General features: G+C 64.7%; 17 protein-coding genes. 13 read left to right on the top strand and 4 right to left on the bottom strand.

What is annotated here, in order from left to right; genetic code table 11:
• Nucleotides 1–16: 16 nt before the first annotated feature.
• On the bottom strand, nt 17–1132 hold the full coding sequence (gene rarD, locus LOC56_RS02525; RefSeq protein ID WP_442860048.1) for an EamA family transporter RarD: 1116 nt from the start codon (nt 1130–1132) through the stop codon (nt 17–19).
• A 154-nt stretch (nt 1133–1286) separates the two neighbouring features.
• On the opposite strand from rarD, the gene LOC56_RS02520 reads away from it, so the two are divergent.
• Together LOC56_RS02520 and LOC56_RS02515 are read left to right on the top strand one after the other, a co-directional pair.
• Nucleotides 1287–2708: an FAD-dependent oxidoreductase gene (locus LOC56_RS02520; RefSeq protein ID WP_229950156.1), complete on the top strand. Its 1422-nt coding sequence runs from the start codon at nt 1287–1289 to the stop codon at nt 2706–2708.
• 164 nt (nt 2709–2872) lie between these two features.
• Nucleotides 2873–4237, top strand: a complete 1365-nt coding sequence (locus LOC56_RS02515; RefSeq protein WP_229950153.1) for a GAF domain-containing protein — start codon at nt 2873–2875, stop codon at nt 4235–4237.
• Here LOC56_RS02515 and LOC56_RS02510 read toward each other — a convergent pair.
• On the bottom strand, nt 4234–4416 hold the full coding sequence (locus tag LOC56_RS02510; RefSeq protein WP_229950393.1) for a hypothetical protein: 183 nt from the start codon (nt 4414–4416) through the stop codon (nt 4234–4236). The genes LOC56_RS02515 and LOC56_RS02510 overlap by 4 nt on opposite strands.
• A gap of 187 nt (nt 4417–4603) precedes the next feature.
• Here LOC56_RS02510 and exaC point away from each other — a divergent pair, with 187 nt between their 5' ends.
• From exaC to LOC56_RS02470, 8 genes are all read left to right on the top strand, one after another.
• On the top strand, nt 4604–6127 hold the full coding sequence (gene exaC / locus LOC56_RS02505; protein ID WP_229950151.1) for an acetaldehyde dehydrogenase ExaC: 1524 nt from the start codon (nt 4604–4606) through the stop codon (nt 6125–6127).
• 81 nt (nt 6128–6208) lie between these two features.
• Nucleotides 6209–7228 carry an alcohol dehydrogenase AdhP gene (gene adhP, locus LOC56_RS02500; protein WP_229950149.1) on the top strand — a complete coding sequence of 340 codons (1020 nt, stop codon included), beginning with the start codon at nt 6209–6211 and terminating at the stop codon, nt 7226–7228.
• Complete coding sequence (locus tag LOC56_RS02495; RefSeq protein ID WP_229950147.1) at nt 7228–7623, top strand: DUF779 domain-containing protein; 396 nt, start codon at nt 7228–7230, stop codon at nt 7621–7623. The genes adhP and LOC56_RS02495 overlap by 1 nt, the downstream gene beginning before the upstream one ends.
• Before the next feature lie 102 nt (nt 7624–7725).
• The gene (locus tag LOC56_RS02490) at nt 7726–8097 is read left to right on the top strand and encodes a hypothetical protein (RefSeq protein ID WP_229950145.1); all 372 of its coding nucleotides are present in this window, start codon (nt 7726–7728) and stop codon (nt 8095–8097) included.
• A gap of 105 nt (nt 8098–8202) precedes the next feature.
• Nucleotides 8203–8823: a TetR/AcrR family transcriptional regulator gene (locus tag LOC56_RS02485; RefSeq protein WP_229950144.1), complete on the top strand. Its 621-nt coding sequence runs from the start codon at nt 8203–8205 to the stop codon at nt 8821–8823.
• 211 nt (nt 8824–9034) lie between these two features.
• Nucleotides 9035–9334 (top strand): DUF4193 domain-containing protein, encoded by a 300-nt coding sequence (locus LOC56_RS02480; RefSeq protein ID WP_146360892.1) that lies wholly within the window; start codon nt 9035–9037, stop codon nt 9332–9334.
• Between the two features lie 80 nt (nt 9335–9414).
• Nucleotides 9415–10089, top strand: coding sequence for a nucleotidyltransferase family protein (locus LOC56_RS02475; protein ID WP_229950143.1), 675 nt, complete (start codon nt 9415–9417; stop codon nt 10087–10089).
• 144 nt (nt 10090–10233) lie between these two features.
• Entirely contained in the window at nt 10234–11424 is a 1191-nt protein-coding gene (locus LOC56_RS02470; RefSeq protein WP_229950141.1) for a TerC family protein, read from the top strand.
• A gap of 124 nt (nt 11425–11548) precedes the next feature.
• Here the strand turns inward: LOC56_RS02470 and LOC56_RS02465 are convergent, their stop codons facing one another.
• Nucleotides 11549–12172 carry a hypothetical protein gene (locus LOC56_RS02465; protein WP_229950139.1) on the bottom strand — a complete coding sequence of 208 codons (624 nt, stop codon included), beginning with the start codon at nt 12170–12172 and terminating at the stop codon, nt 11549–11551.
• An 89-nt stretch (nt 12173–12261) separates the two neighbouring features.
• On the opposite strand from LOC56_RS02465, the gene LOC56_RS02460 reads away from it, so the two are divergent.
• Nucleotides 12262–13038, top strand: coding sequence for a glycosyltransferase family A protein (locus LOC56_RS02460; protein ID WP_229950134.1), 777 nt, complete (start codon nt 12262–12264; stop codon nt 13036–13038).
• 49 nt (nt 13039–13087) lie between these two features.
• Here the strand turns inward: LOC56_RS02460 and idi are convergent, their stop codons facing one another.
• Nucleotides 13088–13609, bottom strand: coding sequence for an isopentenyl-diphosphate Delta-isomerase (idi, locus tag LOC56_RS02455; protein ID WP_229950132.1), 522 nt, complete (start codon nt 13607–13609; stop codon nt 13088–13090).
• Nucleotides 13610–13644: 35 nt separating this feature from the next.
• Between idi and LOC56_RS02450 the strand changes: the two genes are divergently transcribed.
• Both LOC56_RS02450 and LOC56_RS02445 read left to right on the top strand, forming a co-directional pair.
• Nucleotides 13645–14712 (top strand): polyprenyl synthetase family protein, encoded by a 1068-nt coding sequence (locus LOC56_RS02450; protein ID WP_229950131.1) that lies wholly within the window; start codon nt 13645–13647, stop codon nt 14710–14712.
• Nucleotides 14713–14715: 3 nt separating this feature from the next.
• A complete protein-coding gene (locus LOC56_RS02445; protein ID WP_229950129.1) occupies nt 14716–15651 on the top strand; it encodes a phytoene/squalene synthase family protein in 936 nt (311 codons plus the stop codon).
• Nucleotides 15652–15653 lie beyond the last annotated feature (2 nt).

The following is a 15653-nucleotide window of genomic DNA, read 5'->3' as shown; positions in this document are numbered from 1 at the left end:
GCTGTACAACCAGCCCCTACGCAGCTGCAGCGCGCAGCCGCCGGTTGCGGCGGGGGCCGCCGATCATATCGACGGTCAGCATCACCAGCGCGAGCCAGACGAGGCCGAAGCCCGCCCAGCGCTCGGGCGGCATCGCTTCCTTGAACACCGTCAGGGCCAGGATGAACTGCAGGGTCGGCGCCAGATACTGCAGCAGACCCACCGTGGACAGCGGCAGGCGTCGTGCAGCCGCTCCGAAGAAGATCAGCGGCACGGCAGTGATGATGCCGGAGGCGACCAGAAGCCAGAGATGCCCCGCACCGTTGGTAGTCAGCGTGGCCGCACCGGTCACCGAAAGCCAGATCATCACGCCGACTGCAATAGGAGTGAGGACGGCCGTTTCAATCGTCAGGCTGGAAACTGCGTCAACACGGGAGCCGATGCCCTTTTTGACCAAGCCGTAGAACCCGAAGCTGAAGGCCAGGGCCAGGGCCACCCACGGCACGTTTCCGTACGCGAACGCCAGGACCAGAACGGCAATGAAGCCCACTGCCATGGCCGCCCACTGGAGCGGACGCAGTTTTTCCTTGAGCACCAGCACGCCGAGCAGGACCGACACGATCGGATTAATGAAGTAGCCCAACGCTGCTTCCACTGCGTGTTCGTTCAACACGGCCCAGGAGTACGTCAGCCAGTTCACGGCGATCAGCAGGGCAGCTCCCGCCAGGGTTCCTACTGTGCGGGGGTTCCGTCCCGCAGCAAGCATCGGCTTCCAGGCCCGCATGATGGTGAGCAGGATGGCGCAGAACACCAGTGACCAGACAACGCGGTTGGCAACGATTTCCACCGCACCGGCCGGCTTGAGGACCATGAAGTAGAGCGGAAGCAGACCCCAGAGCCCGTACGCACCAATTCCGAAGAGGATGCCGGGAAGGTTCTCGCGTCCCGCAGGCCCGGCGGATACAGGCCCGGACGACGACGGCCCGGACGACGACGGCGCGGCGGACACCTCCGCCGCATCTGGTGCCCCCGATGAACCGGCGGGCGAACCGGCGGGCGAACCGACCGGCGAACCAGAGGACGAGCCGACGCCGTCGCCGGGCGTAGCAGTACGGACGGCGCGGAGGGCGGGGACAGGCTTTGAGAAAGGCACGCAGTGCTCAACACCAGTTGGCCGGTCCGTATTCCCAAGGGTGTCGAGAACGCGCTTTTCCGAGCCGTTTAGACGGTGGCGAACCCGGCATTTAGAATAAACAACTGTGTGTTAATTGCGCACCCAGAAGCTCTGAAGAGAAGAAGGACTATCAGTGACTAACCCTGCCGCGGACAGCGCCCAGCGTCCTTTGAGGGTCGCCATTATCGGCGCAGGCCCCGCCGGTGTTTACGCCGCCGACATCCTTACCAAAGCCGATCGGGACTTCGAGGTCAGCATTGACCTCTTCGACCAGTACCCCGCACCCTACGGGCTCATCCGTTACGGCGTGGCTCCTGACCACCCCCGGATCAAGGGCATCGTCAATGCCCTGCACAAGGTGCTGGACCGCGGTGACATCCGTTTCCTCGGCAACGTCAACTACGGCCGCGACCTGACGCTGGCAGACTTCCGCCACTTCTATGACGCCATCATCTTTGCCACGGGCGCCATCAAGGACGCCCCGCTGAACGTGCCCGGCGTCGATCTGGAAGGCTCCTTCGGCGGTGCGGAATTCGTGTCCTGGTATGACGGGCATCCTGACGTTCCGCGCGAATGGCCGCTGGACGCAAAGGAAGTTGCAGTGATCGGCAACGGCAACGTGGCCCTCGACGTCGCCCGCATCCTCTCCAAGCACGCAGATGACCTGCTCACCACGGAAATTCCGACCAACGTCTACGAAGGCCTGAAGAAGTCCCCGGTCACCGATGTGCACATCTTCGGCCGCCGCGGACCGGCACAGGTGAAGTTCACGCCGCTGGAACTGCGTGAACTCTCGCATTCCCGCGACGTCGATATTGTCCTGTACCCCGAGGACTTCGAATTCGACGAAGGCTCCGACGAGCAGATCCGCACCAACAACCAGACCAAGACCATGGTCAACACCCTCACCAACTGGCTGGTGGAGGAACAGGACACCGGAGCTTCCCGCCGCCTGCACCTGCACTTCCTGCACAGCCCCGTGGAGATCTATGACGATCCCGCGGATCCCGGCAAGGTCGCCGGCATGAAGTTCGAGCGTACCGAACTGGACGGCACCGGCAACGTCCGCGGCACCGGTGAGATTGTCGATTACCCGGTCCAGGCTGTTTACCGGGCCATCGGATACTTCGGCTCCGAGCTGCCCGAGGTGGGCTACGACGAGCAGCGCGGCGTGATCCCCAACGAGGGCGGCCGCGTCATCAACGAAGACGGCGCTCCGGTTCCGGGCATCTACACCACCGGTTGGATCAAGCGCGGCCCCGTGGGCCTGATCGGCCATACCAAGGGCGACGCGCTGGAGACCATCGGCTTCCTGCTCGAGGACCGGCTGAACCTGCCGGCCGCCACGCACCCGGACCCGTCGTCGATCATTGAGCTGCTCGAAGAACGCGGCGTCAAGTACACCACCTGGGAGGGCTGGCTGAAACTGGATGCCTATGAGCGCAGCCTGGGCGCCTCCTACATCCACCCCGACCCGTTGACCGGCGAACTCGTCCGTGAGCGTGTCAAGGTGGTCGACCGCGAGGAAATGACCCGCATCTCCCGCGGCGAGTAGCCGTAACCAGCAACCCGAAGTTTCTCTGGCCTCCGCCGGTCCGCGCATGGGAGCATATCCACCAAGGTGTGTTCTCTAACCGGAGAACGTCCATTTTGGAGACGTTGTCCGTTTATCAGCGTGGATAGGCGGGGGCCGTGCGCATTGCGGCGCGAAATGAAGGTTTGGCCCAGAACGGGCAGTCCGGTGTCCTGCCGCGGGTTCCGGCGGAGGCACTGCTTCGCAACGCCGTCCGGGCCCACGAGTCGCTCGGTGCCGGCAGCGGGTGGCTGGAGCGGCTTAGGCCTTCCATCCGGGAGTCCTGGCAGCGTTCCCTGCAGCACCACTCGGACCCGGATGTTTCGCGTCCCGAGTTGGTGTTCGACGACGCCGCCCTGGACCGTTACCGTGCCGCGCATCCGCTCGCCGCCGTGATGCCGGTTATCCGCCGCCTGCTCGTGGAGCCCGGAGAGGACTCCGGGTTGCTGGTGGCAGTAGGGGATGAACTGGGCCGCCTGCTCTGGGTTGACGGCGATGCTGCCCTGCGCCGCCGTGCAGAAGGCATGTTGTTTCTGCCCGGCGCGGATTGGTCCGAACGAACGGTCGGCACCAGTGCCCCCGGAACTGCCCTCGCCACAGGGTCCGACGTGCAGATAGCCGGACCGGAGCATTTCAGCCGGCTTGTGCACTCCTGGAGCTGCACCGCCGTACCGGTCCATGACCCGGACACCGGTTCCGTGCTGGGCGTTGTGGACGTCACCGGAGGTCCAGAAGCCGTCGCTCCGCATACGCTCGCCCTTGTCCGGGCAGCTGTCGCTGCCGCCGAGGCACGGCTGCAGGTCCAGCGCCTGCAGGCCCGCCGGGATACCCGTAATGGATCATTCGCTGCCTCCGGAGCGCCGCTGCGCCGCCGTACCCGCCGGCCAGCCTCACCTCCCGCCAGCGACTTCACGGAAAGCCTGGAGCTGCTTGGCCGGGACCGGGCCGTCCTCCACATCGGTGGCAGGTCGGTGGAACTCAGTTCCCGCCACGGCGAACTGCTGGCCGTGCTGGCGCTGCATCCTGGCGGGCTGACGGCGGAGGAACTGGCCTCACATGCCTACCCCGACGGCGGACAGGCAGGTACGGTCCGCGCCGAGATGCTGCGGCTGCGCAATCTCATGGAAGCAGTGGCAGCTGGAACCGAGCCGCTGGTCCCGCGCTCCCGCCCCTACCGTCTGGCCCGCCCGCTGGAAGTGGACGCCGCACAGGTCCTGCGGTTCCTGGAACACGGCGCCTACCGGCTGGCCCTGAGGAGGTACGGCGGACCGGTGCTGCCGCGCTCGGAAGCCCCCGCGCTCATCCGGCTGCGGACCGAGGTCTCCGCCGTCCTGCGCCAAGCCATGCTGTCCGACGCCGGTGCCGACACCTTGCTCCAGTACCTGCACCTGCCGGAGGCAGAGCACGACGCCGAGGCCTGGCAGCTTGCCCTTCGCGTGCTTCCGCCGCGCTCACCCCGCCGGGCCGCCGTCATCGCTGCCCTGGAACGGATCGAACGGGACCTGGCCTAGGCATGGATCTCGGTGCTGGAGATGCCCAGGTCCGCAACGATCGAGGGGATGGACACGGAAACGATAGTGGCGTCCATGATGATCATGGCCACGCCGAGACTGATGGCCAGCAGTCCCCACCAGCGGTAACGGACAAAGCGGTTGGGCGGAAGGGGACCGGTGCCGGAACGATGGGCCATATGCCGTCCTGGGTTGATGGCGCCTGCGACGTTGTCCCACGACACAGTACGGCGGTGCGGCGGCAGCCTGCCAGTGGAGAAGGCGGCAAACGGCCAGGAAGAGTTGCAACCTGCTTGCAACGTTGCGCTCCGTAGCCTCGGGGATGTCCGCAACCGACACCGACGTCGAACGCACAAGGAGCGCAAAATGACCGTTTACGCACAGCCCGGCACCGAAGGATCGAAAGTCACCTTCAAACCGCGCTACGACAACTGGATCGGCGGGGAATGGGTGGCCCCGGTCAAGGGGGAGTACTTCGAGAACATTTCGCCGATCAACGGCCGGGCATTCTGCGAAGTGGCCCGCGGTACATCTGCCGACATCGATCTCGCGCTGGACGCCGCCCACAAGGCAGCGGGTGCCTGGGGCAAGACTGCGGTGGCCGAACGGGCACTGGTCCTGACCCGCATCGCGGACCGGATCGAAGCCAATCTCGAAATGCTCGCCGTCGCCGAAACCTGGGACAACGGCAAACCGATCCGGGAAGTCCTGGCCGCGGACCTGCCGCTGGCCATCGACCATTTCCGCTACTTTGCCGGCGCCATCCGCGCCCAGGAGGGCGGCATTTCCCAGATCGATGACAACACCACCTCGTACCACTTCCACGAGCCGCTGGGAGTTGTGGGACAGATCATTCCGTGGAACTTCCCCATCCTCATGGCCGTCTGGAAACTCGCTCCGGCGCTGGCCGCAGGCAACGCCATTGTGCTGAAACCCGCTGAGCAGACGCCGACGTCGATCCTGGTCCTGATGGAACTCATCGCGGACCTGCTGCCGGCAGGCGTGCTCAACGTCGTGAACGGCTTCGGCGTGGAGGCCGGCAAACCCCTGGCATCCTCGAACCGGATCCGGAAGATCGCCTTCACCGGTGAGACCACCACGGGCCGGCTGATCATGCAGTACGCCAGCCAGAACCTGATTCCGGTCACCCTCGAACTGGGCGGCAAGAGCCCGAACATTTTCTTCGCCGACGTCGCCGCTGCCGATGACTCGTTCTACGACAAGGCACTCGAAGGCTTCAACATGTTCGCCCTGAACCAGGGCGAGGTCTGCACCTGCCCGTCCCGTGCACTGGTCCAGGACTCCATGTATGACTCCTTCATGGCGGACGCACTGGCCCGCACGGCACAGATGATTCAGGGCAATCCCCTCGATACCAACACCATGGTGGGCGCACAGGCGTCCAACGACCAACTGGAGAAGATCCTTTCCTACCTGGATATCGGCAAGCAGGAAGGCGCAAAGGTCCTGGCCGGAGGCGAGCGCGCCCACTTCGACGGCGACCTTGCCGGGGGCTTCTACGTCCAGCCCACCGTCTTTGAAGGCACCAACAACATGCGCATCTTCCAGGAGGAAATCTTCGGTCCGGTGGTTTCCGTGACCCGGTTCTCCGACTACGGGGAGGCCATGGCCATCGCCAATGACACCTTGTACGGCCTTGGTGCCGGTGTCTGGTCCCGGGACGGCAACACCGCGTACCGGGCGGGCCGGGACATCCAGGCCGGCCGGGTATGGGTGAACAATTACCACGCCTATCCCGCCCATTCCGCTTTCGGCGGCTATAAGTCCTCCGGCATTGGGCGCGAGAACCATGCCATGATGCTGGACCACTACCAGCAGACCAAGAACCTGCTGGTCAGTTACGCCGAAAATAAGCAGGGGTTCTTCTAAGCGGTACCCCGACCTGCCTAGGCTTGGGTGTCACTCGCTTTCCACTGGAATTCCCTAAATCGCTGATGGAAAGAGAACCCCATGGCCAGCATGAAGGCAGCAGTAGTGAACCAGCTCGGTGGAGACCTCTCCATCGAGGAAATGGCGGTGCTTGAACCAGGCCCGGGTCAGGCGCTCGTCAAGCTGGTGGCGTCAGGTGTATGCCATACGGACCTCCATGCCGCAGACGGTGACTGGCCCGTGAAACCGACTCCGCCGTTCATCCCCGGCCACGAAGGCGTGGGGGAAGTGGTGCAGGTCGGTGAAGGGGTCACCGACCTGCACCCGGGCGACATGGTGGGCAATGCCTGGCTCGCCTACGCCTGCGGTGTATGCGAGTACTGCCGGACCGGCTGGGAAACCCTGTGCGAGCAGCAGAAGAACAGTGGTTACTCCGTGGACGGCTCCTTCGGCCAGTACATGCTGGTGGATGCGCGTTTTGCGGCGCGCATCCCCGAAGGGGCCGATCCGCAGGAAATCGCTCCTGTCCTCTGCGCAGGCGTCACGGTCTACAAAGGACTGAAAGTCAGCGAGGCACGGCCCGGTCAGTGGGTCGTCATCTCCGGCATAGGCGGGCTGGGACACGTGGCAGTGCAGTATGCCATTGCCATGGGACTGCGCGTCGCCGCCGTGGATATCGCAGATGACAAGCTGGAGCTGGCCACGAGGTACGGCGCCGAGGTTGTGGTCAATGCGCGCAACGAGGATCCGGCGGAGGTTATCCAGGAAAAGATCGGCGGTGCGCATGCAGTACTTGTCACCGCGGTGCATCCGACAGCCTTCGGACAGGCCATCGGCATGGCCAGGCGCGGCGGAACGATTGTCTTTGTCGGGTTGCCGCCGGGGGACTTCCCGGCCCCGATCTTCGACACTGTGCTTAAGGGCCTCACCATCCGAGGGTCGATCGTGGGTACCCGCCAGGACCTGGCGGAGGCAATCGACTTCTACGACCGCGGACTGATCCACCCCAACATCACCGTCCGCAGCCTGGAAGAGATTAATGACGTGATGACTGAACTCCGAGAAGGCCGCGTCGATGGCCGTGTGGTGATTGGATACTGATGGACTCTTCGCTTGCTTCCCCGCTGGATGCGGCGGCCGCACTGCCCGGGGAGACTTTCTCCCGGGTGGCGCTGACGCCGCAGGCACAGGCCCTGCTCCTGCGGCTACGGCCCATCCACGGTGCGCTGATGTTTCACCAATCCGGAGGCTGCTGTGACGGGTCCTCGCCTATGTGCTTTCCGAAGGGGGAGTTTCTCACCTCAGATGCCGACGTCCTTCTGGGGGTTTTCGACCTGGCGGGTGAGGAACTGGAGTTCTGGATGTCGCGTGAGCAGTTTGAGTACTGGAAGCACACCCATCTGACGGTGGATGTTGTCTCCGGACGGGGAAGTGGGTTTTCCGTGGAAGCACCTGAGGGTAAACGCTTCCTTATCCGGTCCCGTCTGCTTGACTAGGATCCAAATAGTAAGCTGACTGTTGAACCTGCCGCATTGAACGGTAGGGTGCAGTGGACGGAACTTATCAACGCCCCGTGAGGGCAGGAGAAGAGGAAGACCATGGTAAAGAAGTTTGTATTTCTGGCGGGCGCGGGTATTGGCTACCTGGTTGGCTCCAAGGGCGGCCGCGAAAAGCTGATGCAGCTTTGGAATGACCCGAAGGTGCAGGAAACCGTTTCCCACGGCACTGATTGGGCGAAGGAAAAGGCACCGGGCCTGCAGGACAAGGTTACGGGCGTCGCCAAGGATGCCGCCTCCAAGGTCACCGGTTCCAGCAGTGGATCCGGCTCTTCCGGCAGCACCGGATCCGCCTCCACCGGGTCCACCACGAGCACGGGTTCTTCCGCTGCCGGCAGCACGGGAACCAATGGTTCCTACACCTCCGGCGGCGAGCAGAAGATGTCTCCGGCTGAACCGCAGCCTGAGGCATAACCGCAAAGAGCAAGAGAAGCACCGGACAGGTAGGCGAAGGCCTGCTTGTCCGGTGCTTCTCTGTTCCCCTTGCCCGCCGTGCAAAGTTGCACCTAGTGTATGGGCGTGGCAGCAGGAGAAACGGCCGCCCCTTCACGGCGGGAGCGGAACAAATCGGTGACACGCGCAGCCATCGCTGCGGCTGCCCTCAGCCTGGTCCGCAGTAACGGGCCGGGCAATTTCACGGTCGACGACATCGCGGAGCGGGCCGGTGTCTCCCGCAGGACGTTCTTCAACTATTTTTCCAGTACTGAAGCATCGCTCACGGTAGCCATGGAAGGCTTCCTGGAAACCGTGCTGGGCCACTTCGAGTTACGTCCGCAGGACGAAAACATCGTGGAGTCCATGCTGCAGGCACTGACCGCGCCGGCGGAACCGGAACGGCTGGCGGTGACCGCCGAGCTTTACGCCATTGCCCAGGACAACCCGGAAATGATGCGGTTCCAGCTTGAGGCTTGGAACCGGGCGGAACAGCGCATCGTCTCTTCCGTCCGGCAGCGACTGGGTGATGCCGCCGATCCCTTTTACATCTCCTGCCTGGTTGGCTCAGTGCTGACGTGCGGACGCAGTGCGTTTACGCAGTGGGAACGGCGCACGCAGGGCGCAATCAACCCGGAGTCGCTCAAGCTGCTGGAACTGCTGTTTGCTGAAGCAATTGGTTTCCTCCGTAACGGATTCAATCGTTAGCAAGTCCCGCCGAAAAAGCGGAACCTGCACGGCTGGATGCACGTTGAGGTAGGGAAGGGCGCTCAGAGGACCGGGTGCCATGTCCGGAGAAAGAAAAACGGCAGCTGAACGGCGAACGGGAATAGTCCGCGACCGTGCATCCGTTATGTTCGGCTAGTATCGAGTGCCCCGGAAATAACACAACTACGGATTTGGAGTGTGAGCCGAGAAAATGGCTACAGATTATGACGCGCCGCGCAAGACTGAGGAAGAAGCCGGACCGGCTTCTATCGAAGAGCTTCAGGCACGGCGCAGCGACAAGCAGTCTGCCGTAGTTGACGTGGACGAAACCGAGGCGGCTGAAGGATTTGAACTGCCCGGCGCAGACCTGTCCGGTGAAGAACTGCTTGTCCGCGTCGTGCCGCCGCAGGAAGACGAGTTCACCTGCAACTCCTGCTTCCTGGTCCGCCACCGCTCCCAGCTGGCCGTCGAAAAGAACGGCCTGGCCTACTGCAAGGACTGTGAAGGATAACTACCCGAAAACTCAGCCGTCGCACCATCCAAGGGTGCGGCGGCTGCCTGTTTAAGCCGGCCCGGAGTAAGGACAGACCAATGAGCGGAACGACGACGGCGGTCCTGCTGGCTGCGGGTGCCGGCACACGCCTCGGCCGCGGGCCCAAGGCGCTGCTGCCCTTTCGAGGGCGGCCCCTGATCGAGCATCAGGTGGAGGTGCTGCTGGGCGGCGGGTGCACCGAAGTGGTCGCGGTGCTGGGCGCCGGGAGCACGGAAATCCTGGCCTCGGTTCAGCTGCAGGGCGCTGCAGCGGTTGTTAACCCGCAGTGGGAATTGGGAATGGGCACCAGTTACCGGTGCGGGATCCTGGCGGCGCTGGCCCAGGAACCGGGGGCAGCAATCCTCGTGGCCCTGGTGGACCAGCCCGGCTTGACCCCGGCCGTGGTCTCGCGCGTCCTCGCGGCGGGGCGGGCCGGCAGAATCGCAGCCGCCGGCTACCGGAGGCCGGACGGCCGGTTGCGGCGCGGGCACCCTGTTCTGTTGGATGCTTTCCTGGCCGCGCGAAGTCTGGAACCGAATGCACGCTATTCAGGGGCAGAGGCAGGGGCAGAGGCAGAGGCAGAGGCAGGGGAAGGGAGACCGGGCGCCGACCCGGATTCCGGGGCCCGTGCGTTCCTCGCTGCCCACCCGGAGCTCCTGGACGTGGTGGATTGTTCCGACCTGGCCGATGGGCGGGACGTGGACTGCGAGGCGGACCTGCCCCTGTTAGACTGATTGCTTCGTAGGGGAGTATCCCAAAACGCAGATATCCGTCAACACGTGGAGCACCGACGCTCCGCCGGGTTCAGCGGCCAGCCTATCCAGGATGGCGGGAGAGACCTATGCTCCTTCGGCGTACCCTACGAAAGCAGATATTCCATGACTGTTTCCCCCTTGGTCTGGGGAGTGACCATTGTGGTCATCCTGGCCCTTTTGGCCTTTGATTACTTCTTCCACATCCGCAAGGCGCACATCCCTACGCTGAAGGAAGCGGCCATCTGGTCCTCCATTTACGTGGGCCTCGCCTTGGTCTTCGGCGGTGTTGTCTGGGTCCTTGGCGGAACCCAGATGGGCACCGAGTACTTCGCCGGGTACATCACCGAGAAAGCACTCTCGGTAGATAACCTGTTTGTCTTCCTGATCATCATGGCGAGCTTCCGCGTTCCCCGTGAGGACCAGCAGAAGGTCCTGCTGTTCGGCATCGTCTTCTCCTTGATCGCACGTACCGCCTTCATCCTTCTCGGTGCCGCGCTGATCAACTCCTTCTCCTGGGTCTTCTACATCTTCGGTTTGATCCTGCTGATCACGGCCGGCAACCTGCTCAAGCCTGAAAGCACCGAGGGCGACGATGAAGCCAACAACTTCATCATTCGCCTGGCCCGGAAGATCTTCCATACGTCGGAGAGCTACGACGGCGACAAGCTGTTCACCATGGAGAACGGCAAGCGCGTCCTCACCCCGATGCTGCTGGTTATGGTGGCCATCGGCGGTACCGACATTCTCTTCGCGCTCGACTCCATCCCTGCGATCTTCGGCCTGACGCAGAACGTCTTCATTGTCTTCACTGCCACGGCATTCTCGCTGATGGGCCTGCGCCAGCTCTACTTCCTTATTGACGGACTGCTCGACCGCCTGATCTACCTCAGCTACGGCCTGGCCACCATCCTGGCGTTCATCGGCGTCAAGCTTGTCCTGCACGCCCTGCATGAGAACACCCTGCCCTTCATCAACGACGGCGAGCACGTCTCGGTCGTGGAGATCACCACCGGCCTCTCGCTCTCCGTTATTGTGGGCGTCCTGCTTGTGACCGTTGTTGCGTCCCTGGTCAGCCCGGCCGGCAAGGCCATGACCGCCGTCAACAATGCGCGGCGGCATGCGGATTCCTACCTGGACCTGTCCTACACCGCAGATCCCGCCGAGCGGGAGCGGGTCTACAAGGCCCTGTGCGATGAAGAGCAGGACATCCTGAAGATGGACATCAAGTACCGCGACAAGGTCAAGGACATCGCAGAGATCCGCGAAACCGTAGCCCGCGCACATAGCGAGCACGAGCGGTACCTCTCCCACTAGCGGCCACCGTTGGCGGGGATCCGCCAGCAGCAACCAGTTGTAACCAGCAGTACCGGGCATCCCGGGCAGCCACCGCTGCCCGGGATGCCCCTCGCAGTTAAGCCCGGATTTGCCAGGGCCGGGGCTAGCGGCGGGTGTGGTGCGGCGCCGGGGCAGTCAGCCGCGCACCGGACCGGCGGACAGCTAAACCCAGGCAGAGGCCCGCGGCCAGGGCTCCCAGCCCTGCGGCGGCCAGATCTCCCATGGTGTCCGCATACCCGACATTGATGCTTGCATCCACGTACGTGTGTCCCCACCACTCACCGATTTCCCAAAGCACACTCATCCCCAGTCCCAGCGCCAGCACCAGCAGCGGAACCACCACGGGGAGCGAGGGGGAATGCCGGTGCGGACGCTGGACCGCCGGTACCGCGCCGAACTGCACCAGCAGGAAATAGGCAATCACGGCCAGCGCGCCGGTGGCAGCAAAGTGGACGGCGAGATCCCACCAGGAGATGCGGGCGTAGAGGTCCGCTACGCTGCTCCACGCCGCAGCCAGCAGGACCAGGCCGTAGGCGGCGTCGAAACCGGGGAAGACCGCCAGCGCCCGGGAGACCAGAAGCCCCAACAGCACCAGCAGGAACAGGGCTGTTTCCACCGGTCCCAGCAGCACCAGTGACGCCAGGACACTGAGCACTCCCAGTGCACGTACCGCGTCGGCGAGGTATGCCTTCCGGGATTCCGGCGGACGGAGCAGTGCATCGATCATCCTCATACGGTAGCCCGGTGCCGGCCGCGGAAGCAGTGGGCACCGGAAACCGGCCCGGGGGACCAGCGGCCCCGCGCTAAACTCAGCCCATGCCTTCTGAGCTTCCGGCAGTTTCCGTGGTCATCCCGTGCCGCAATGATGCAGTCCTCCTGGAAACGTGCCTGCAGTCGCTCGCGCGGCAGAGCCTGCAGCCCCGGGAAATAGTAGTGGTGGACAACAACAGCAGCGATGCCAGCGCAGAAGTTGCCCGGAGGTTCGGCGCGCGAGTGGTTTTCGAACCGGCTGCGGGAATCCCTGCCGCTGCCGGCACCGGGTACGACGCCGCCGCGGAGCGCCTCGATGCGGATGCCATTATTGCGCGATGCGACGCAGACTGCGTCCTGCCCCCGGACTGGATTGCGCGCATAGCTGAAGCTTTCGCTGCCGATCCGCAGTTGGAAGTGCTTAGCGGTCCCGGTGTTTTCTACGGGATGCCCCGCCTCCCGGCGCTGCTGCTCTCCCGGTTGTATCTGGGATCCTATTACCTGGCGATGGGTTCAGCCCTGGCCCACTGGCCGTTTTTCGGCTCGAACCTGGCTCTGCGCGCCGGGACCTGGCAGGCGGTCAGCGGCGAGGTGCATCGTAACGATGCGCAGATGCACGACGACGTCTGCCTCAGCTTCCATCTCGGCCAAGGCCGTCGCTGCCGCCGGGATCCGCGCCTGACCGTAGGGATGGCGCCGCGGGCGGTGCAAAGCCGGGCAAACGTGGCCCTGCGCTTCCGCCGGGCCTTCCATACCCTGGCCGGCCACTGGCCCCGGGAATACCCCTGGGTCCGCTGGGCCCGGAGGATCTCGGGCAGCAAAGCCGCAGCACCGGCGAAATGAGCACCTGCAATGCCGTCAGCGCACGCGCACCACGCCGGCGGAACCGGTTCTATGGGTAGAGCAGCGGAAGCTGCAGCACCAGCCAGGGACTGAAAGCCCACGGCGTCAGCCGAACCGCCGGAACGAGCTGCGCCGGATCCGCCCATTCCCAGTCCATGACCTCGTCCGGTGCGGGGACCGGATCGGCGTCGGCCACAGCCGTGTAAACGGGGCAGATCTCATGCTCGACAATCCCCGAGGCATCCACGGCACGGTAGCGGAAATCCGGCAGCCGCAGCGTCAGGTCCCGCACTTCCATCCCCAGCTCGCGCCGGGCGCGCCGCTTCACGGCGTCCTCCGTAGCTTCCCCGGGACCGGGGTGGCCGCAGAAGGAATTTGTCCAGACTCCGGGCCAGGTCAGCTTGGACATTGCACGGCGGGTGACCAGCAATTCGCCGCGGGTATTGAAGACGTGGGTGGAGAACGCGAGGTGCAGCGGCGTGTCAGTGGTATGCACGCCGGCTTTGTCCCGAGTGCCCACGGGACGGCCGTCATTGTCGACCAGAACCACGCGTTCTGAGCCGCCTGTCATTTCTTCCCCTAGTCCCATACGTGTTTACTTTACCTATGCAGACGCACCCCCCGCTCGATCTGTCTACCGGCCAGGACCTGGTCGAGACCGTCCTGAACCGGTTCTACGAGCGGGCCAAAGCCCGCGCCGCGAAACTGGGTCCCGGCTACCTTTCACTGTGGCAGGCGCTGGAGAATTCCACTGCCGGAGGGAAACGGGTGCGCCCGCGCATCCTGTTGACGGCCTACCTGAACCTCGGCGGCACCGACACGGTTGCAGCCGCCCGGATAGGCGCCGCCTTCGAACTGCTGCATACGGCCCTGATCGTGCACGACGACGTGATCGACCTGGATTTCACCCGCCGGGGACTCGAAAACGTCTCCGGCGTCTATCGGGGGCTGGCCGCCGCTGCGGGCGTTGAAGCCGGCGCAGCCCGGCACCGGGGCCTCTCCGCCGGGGTCATCGCGGGGGACCTGGCATTGACCGGCGCTTTCCGCCTGCTGGGCAGTGCCGAGGTGGACACGGATGTCCGGGAGCGGCTGGCCGAGATCCTGGACGACGCCGTCTTCGCGTCCGCCGGCGGAGAGCTGATCGACGTAGACCTTTCCTTCCACCCGGACGCTCCGCCCATCGCCGAAATCCTGCACATGGAGCGGCTCAAGACCGCCGTCTACTCCTTCGAAGCGCCGCTGCAGGCCGGTGCGGTGCTTGCCGGGGCGTCGAACGACGTCGTGACCACCCTCGGCCTCTACGGCCGGGACATCGGGATCGCGTACCAGGTGGTGGATGACCTGCTGGGGGTTTTCGGCACCGAGAGCACCACGGGCAAGTCCAGTTTTTCCGACCTGCGCGAGGGAAAGCGCACGGTGCTGGTCTCCTATGCCGCACAGAAGCCGGAATGGGCGGAACTCTCGGGCCTGATCGGCAACCCCGAACTGACCGCCCGCGATGCCGCCCGCGCGCGGGAACTGCTGGTTTCCTCCGGTGCCCGGGACCATGCGCAGCAGCTGGTGCGCGAATATGCCGACCGGGCCCGCCAACACCTGGACTGTCCTGCGGTCACCCCCGGGCTGCGCGCCGCACTGTCGAGAGTGGTCGACGACGCCGTGAACCGGGGACGGTAGTCCGTGGCAGCTGAGCAGGGCCTGCCCCTCTATAACGCTGTGGCGCGCCGGACGTCGGCCGTGCTGATCCGGTCCTATTCGACGTCGTTCGGGCTGGCCTCCCGGCTGTTGCCGGCCCGGACGCGCCTGCGAATCGAAACCATCTACGCGCTGGTCCGGCTCGCGGACGAGATTGTCGACGGCGTGGCGGCGGCCGCACTGGTGCCCCGCACGGAGATCGGCGGGCTGCTCGATGAGCTGGAGGCAGACACGGAACGTGCCCTGCGGACCGGCTACAGCGTCAACCTGGTGGTCCATGCGTTCGCGCTGACGGCGAGGGAAACCGGCATCGGCACGGACCTCACCCGCCCGTTCTTCGCCTCGATGCGCGCGGACCTGGACCAGGTGGAACACACTGAGGCCAGCTTCAACGAGTACGTCTACGGCTCCGCCGAAGTGATCGGGCTGATGTGCCTGCAGTGCTTCCTCGACGGAGTTCCGGTGGCCGATGACCAGGCCAAGCAGCTGCGCGAGGGCGCCCAACGGCTGGGGGCAGCGTTCCAGAAGGTTAACTTCCTGCGGGATCTCGCCCAGGACTTCGAGGCCCTGGGACGCAGTTATTTCCCCGGCGTCACCGTGGCAGCGTTCAGTGAAGCGGACAAGCACCGGATCCTGGCCGGCATCGATGCTGATCTGCTGGTTTCGGGTGCCGCGGTGGCGGAGCTCCCGGCAAATTGCAGGGCCGCCGTCGCGCTCGCCCAGGACCTGTTCGGCGAACTGGCCCGCCGGCTCCGGAACACACCCGCGGAACAGCTGCGCACCACCAGGGTGCGGGTCCCGAACCCCGTGAAGGTCCGCATCGCAGCGCGTGCGGTCCTGACCCGTCGAGTCGCCGGTCCTGCCGGGTTCGGGCACCGCGTCGGAAACCCGGCTGTCCCGGGAAACGAAAGGCAACCATGAGC

Source organism: Arthrobacter sp. zg-Y179 (assembly GCF_020907345.1).
GTDB classification, from domain to species: Bacteria; Actinomycetota; Actinomycetes; order Actinomycetales; family Micrococcaceae; genus Arthrobacter_B; species Arthrobacter_B jinronghuae.
Note: the sequence above shows the minus strand (reverse complement) of the source record. Positions and strands in the feature narration are given on the sequence as shown.